Source organism: uncultured Aquimarina sp., assembly GCF_947496855.1.
Lineage (GTDB): Bacteria > Bacteroidota > Bacteroidia > Flavobacteriales > Flavobacteriaceae > Aquimarina.
Map to the genome: position 1 here is coordinate 1 of NZ_CANMED010000016.1, position 4,221 is coordinate 4,221.

Below are 4,221 nucleotides of genomic sequence, written 5' to 3' on the forward strand. Positions count from 1 at the left end.
TCAGAATAAAACTCCGTAATCCCAGCGTATCCCTCCGAAAAAATTGTCAGATCAAAATGGGACAATTGCACCTAACGGTAAATATAACAAACGTTGCCGACCCGAAGGGCTGCTATGTTTTGTTATATGGTGTTATAGATATTTTTAGTCCATTATTTTTTTTAACTCTTGAGCCTCAGATTCTAAATATTCTTTAGTTCTATAGCAATGTGAAGTCCAAAAAGTATTTTCAAGTTCATAATTTATATACTTCCCTCTTCTTTGAAAAGAGTGATACATATAACTTTTAGTCGATCCATAAATTAGAAACTCTTTTCCTACTTCAAACCTAGTGTAACCGCAAGCAGATCCATATTTATTAGTAAAAATTGTTATAATATTTGATTCTAATTTGCCTTTAAATTCTCGCATTACTTCTACTTCCACCTTTAGGATTGATTTATAGGAAAGACTTTTTAATTTATTATTATCTTTCTGGTAAACTTCATTGAGTGAATCCAATTTTTCCTTTTTTATTGTGCTCCCAACAGTAACCAGAGTTTTATTCAAAACTTTTCCGTGTACAATAGATTCATGATATTCAAAAGCGTCTTTTATTGTCTTTTCTTTCTTGCAGGAGCAGGCGAATACGTTATTATATCCAAGAAGTGAGAATATTATTAAAACTAATATTTTATTCATTTTGTAATTCTGAGTAACATTTTTTGTAATTTGCTGATAATCAGTAGTTTTTTTTGATTCAATTCCCTCCGTAAAACGTTTCCTCAAAGTAATTAATTTTTCAGGAAATAAGGGGGATTATCTATAACGGTCTTGTATATGAAAAGTAGTGGGTTTTCGCTCAAAGACTTTTCGGATTATTACTGACATTAAATTTATAAAATTCATTTTCGTTTAAGCACTTAAACCACTATTTTTTATATACGTTGTTGTGTGTAGTTATTTTTTGATTTCATTTTCTATATCCACCAATTTCAACTCTTTATGGTAGGCATCAATTCTTGCATAGGCAGTTCCATCTACTAATAAGATAACTATTAGCATAGCAATCGTTGTGATACTAATTGCACGCCAAGTTGGTGTATTAACAAAAATAATTGACAAAGCTGCTACAATGATTATAATTGGAATAGCCTTAAAAACGATTGTATTATATTCTTTCAGAGTTGCTTCGGCACGAGTGATTTCCGATTCTACGAATACAGAAGCATCCTTATTGTAAGCAGTTTCAAATTGTGTAATCCTTGATTTATTGGTAAAAAACAATCCAAGTCCAATGGTTAACAGAAGAACACCTGCTACCAAAGTAGGAATTATGTACGCTCGCGCCATTTCCGTTTTTCCTAACTGCCAAAAACCTAAACTTGCCGCCATAAACACGAGTCCGAAGAGAATGAAAAATGGGGTTGAAAATAGTTCGGCTTTTGCCCAATCCGTTGCTGTTTTTAATATATCCATAATTTTAATTCAATTTATATTTTTCTCTGTATTCCGTTGGACTTATACCTTCTTTCTTTTTGAATAGTCTTGAAAAATATTGTGGGTATTCGAATCCTAGCTCATAAGCTACTTCCGAAATACTTTTATTCGGTTTCAATAAAATATTCTTTGCTTCATTAATTAAATGTAAGTGTAAATGTTCAGTAGTGGTTTTACCCGTTTCTTTTTTCAGAGTATCGCTCAAGTAGCGCTGTGAAACCGACATTTTATCTGAGATTTGTTCTATATTTGGAATACCTTTTTCTTGCAATTGTCCTGATTCAAAATATTCAGTTATATGCTGTTTAAATTGCTCTAACAAATCGTTAGATATTTCTTTCCGATTTATAAACTGTCTTTCATAGAAACGATTGGCATATTTGAATAACGTGCCTAATTGAGAAATAATAATTTCTTTACTGAAGGCATCTTGATTATTTTGATATTCAATTTCAATATTATTTACAATAGATTCTATTTGTTTTTCTTCTTTTGGTGAAAGATGTAATGCTTCATTTACTGAATATGAAAAAAAACCATATTTTTTTATTTGTTGCGCTAATTCCGTTCCTTTCAAAAAATCTTCGTGAAAGTTTATTGAAAAACCTTTTCGTTCAAAAACTACGCTATTATCCCATTGTAAGACTTGTCTTGGTGCAATGAAAATCAAGGCTCCATTAGTGAAATCATATTTTGTTCGTCCGTAGTTCAAATTTCCCTCTACATATTTTTTAAAACTAATGGTATAGCAATCATTGGTAATTGGTGGCGAACTCTCTCGTGGACAAGGCAAGTAGCCATCGCCTTTTGAGTTGAACACGCTGAACATAGGGTGTTCTGGTCGAGGAAGTCCTAAATAATCTATAAACGATGATAATGTTTTAAAATGTTGCATACTACAAATTTAAATATTCCATTTTACACCTGTTTCTTTTTCTGAAAGTTCCCATAGTCTTTTAGCTACTGCTTTATCTTTGGCGTGTGGCTCTAATTTGTGCTCTCCTACAGGACCTACAGTATTCATTCTTTTTGTTGGTCCATAAAAACCACTTTGGTCAAGGTTTGGTTCTGTGGCACACATTAATTGTGGATAAGCACCTTTTTCTGCCGATTGTACTAATGGTGATAATTTCATTAGTTGCCAAACAAATCGAGTCATTAAGCTACCACTGGTTTTAATCAAAGAAGTTTTGGAAGCTCCTGGATGACAAGCATAAGCTTTCACATTGGACTTTCCTGCTTGTTGTAAGCGGTCTTGTAATTCATAAACACACATAATTTGTGCTAATTTACTTTGACTATATATACCATTTGGACTGTAGTTTCTATCCCAATTCAAATCGTCAAACTGTATAGTTTTAATCCCTAAATTATAACCCATACTACCAACGGTTACTATTCTTCCTTTAGATTTTTCTATTAGTGGAAATAATAAAGCTTGAAGTGTGAAGTTTCCAAAGTGGTTTGTTCCCATCTGACTTTCCCACCCATCTGCCGTAAGGATTTGTTTAGGTACTTGTCCAATTGCAGCATTGCAAATTAGCGCATCGATTTGAGGAACTGTTTTAAGAACCTGTTCAACTGCTTTTTTTACAGAAGCCTGTTCAGATAAATCCATTTTTTTAGCTAAAACGTCTATGTGGTTTCCAACTTCTTGTTTTAAAGTTTTAATGGTGTCTTCTGCTTTCTTTGGGTTTCGATTGAGCATAACTACTTTTGCTCCTTTCGACAGCAATATTTTCGCTGCTTCAAATCCTGTTCCGCTTGTAGTTCCTGTTAGAACATATATTTTGCCTTTCAAGTTTCCGATTCTATCAGGTGTCCAACCTTTGTTCCCAAACTGATTTGTTTTCATTTTTGTCTATTTTTTGTTGATTTAAAAGAATATGACAAAGGTCGGGTGAAAGTAGTCCTGTTTCTTTATACGGATTTTCGAATGTTGTATACTTTTTGGTTTGAGTGGTAATTACACACAACGTTAAATATATGGCAAGTTGGGCAGAAAACAAGCGATTATTTTCGGTTTTGCCACAAGCCAAATCTTTTTATTTTGTTTAAATTTTTCTCTTTTAATACCAAATCAAAAGATTTGGCGACTTCGCAAATAGACAACAATCTTTCGGTTAAACACTAATGGCCCTATTTGCTATATATCGTGTTGTACCCAGTTTTTTATTTTCAGATAAAATCGCTGTCGGTCCAAATCAGCCAACTATTTCCAATTCCCCAAACTTCTATAAAATTTGAATTGAAATTGTCCTTGTAATATCCTTTTTTTGTTTGTTCAGAATCACAGGTTGTCCAAGTCAGATATAAAGTTCCGATTGGATATTTAATCCATTCAGTTGCGTATTCAACTTCTTTACATTCAGAGTTGTTCCGAACAGTAATTCGTTTAATTCCGCTATTTATTAAATCATTTGCTAGAGATTTCTCTAAATCAGATGGATAAACCCCTTTCCCCAAATTGGCGTTTACAAATTGATTTTCCAAAATCCGGTTTGTTAAATCATTCCACTCGGTTTGTTTTTCCGAAAACTGGGCGATTTTTTCAGCGACGATTTCTTTTCTTTTTTCTCTATTGTCTTTACAGGATAAAAGACTAAAAGTCAGTAAAAAAATCAGAATTATGGTTTTTAGATGATTCATTTTTTAAATTGGGTACAACGTTTAATATATGTGTCGTAGCAGGGCAAATTGTTACCCTGTTTTTTTGGTTTTTCTGCGCATTGGTTGCTAATT

The 4,221-nt window shown here is 32.7% G+C and carries 5 protein-coding genes; all 5 read right to left on the minus strand.

The window, feature by feature from the left end:
* Positions 1 to 144: 144 nt before the first annotated feature.
* The 5 genes from Q0921_RS24780 to Q0921_RS24800 all read right to left on the minus strand — a co-directional run bounded on the left by Q0921_RS24780 (position 145) and on the right by Q0921_RS24800 (position 4,128).
* Positions 145 to 681 carry a hypothetical protein gene (locus tag Q0921_RS24780; protein WP_299261830.1) on the minus strand — a complete coding sequence of 179 codons (537 nt, stop codon included), beginning with the start codon at positions 679 to 681 and terminating at the stop codon, positions 145 to 147.
* A 258-nt stretch (positions 682 to 939) separates the two neighbouring features.
* Positions 940 to 1,458: a hypothetical protein gene (locus tag Q0921_RS24785; RefSeq protein WP_299261831.1), complete on the minus strand. Its 519-nt coding sequence runs from the start codon at positions 1,456 to 1,458 to the stop codon at positions 940 to 942.
* A gap of 4 nt (positions 1,459 to 1,462) precedes the next feature.
* Positions 1,463 to 2,374, minus strand: coding sequence for an AraC family transcriptional regulator (locus Q0921_RS24790; RefSeq protein WP_299261832.1), 912 nt, complete (start codon positions 2,372 to 2,374; stop codon positions 1,463 to 1,465).
* 9 nt (positions 2,375 to 2,383) lie between these two features.
* Entirely contained in the window at positions 2,384 to 3,334 is a 951-nt protein-coding gene (locus Q0921_RS24795; RefSeq protein ID WP_299261833.1) for an SDR family oxidoreductase, read from the minus strand.
* A gap of 323 nt (positions 3,335 to 3,657) precedes the next feature.
* On the minus strand, positions 3,658 to 4,128 hold the full coding sequence (locus tag Q0921_RS24800) for a hypothetical protein (RefSeq protein ID WP_299261835.1): 471 nt from the start codon (positions 4,126 to 4,128) through the stop codon (positions 3,658 to 3,660).
* Between the last annotated feature and the right edge of the window lie 93 nt (positions 4,129 to 4,221).